The sequence below is a fragment of the Desulfovibrio desulfuricans genome, from assembly GCF_024460775.1.
Taxonomy (GTDB): domain Bacteria; phylum Desulfobacterota; class Desulfovibrionia; order Desulfovibrionales; family Desulfovibrionaceae; genus Desulfovibrio; species Desulfovibrio desulfuricans_E.
Genome location: NZ_JANFYZ010000151.1, coordinates 1 through 208, shown reverse-complemented (window position 1 = coordinate 208; position 208 = coordinate 1). Strand labels below are relative to the sequence as shown.

The following is a 208-nucleotide window of genomic DNA, read 5'->3' as shown; positions in this document are numbered from 1 at the left end:
AGATCCTGATGCTGTGCGTTCCATTCCAATACGATACGCGCGCTGCCCGCCGCCAGCTCCGGTGAAATCGTAAACTGCTCTCCGCTGTAATTTTTATCTTTCTCCATCTCAAACTCGAACGTTTCATCCACATACCCGTCCGCGCTGATCGTCACTTCGTACACGTCTGCCGCCAGTTCGATCGAGAACGATCCGTCTTTTCCCGACG

1 protein-coding gene is annotated in these 208 nt (G+C 53.4%); it reads right to left on the bottom strand.

The window, feature by feature from the left end:
- On the bottom strand, positions 1-208 hold a 208-nt coding region (locus NE637_RS15735; protein ID WP_256267860.1), incomplete at both ends, for a peptidase associated/transthyretin-like domain-containing protein.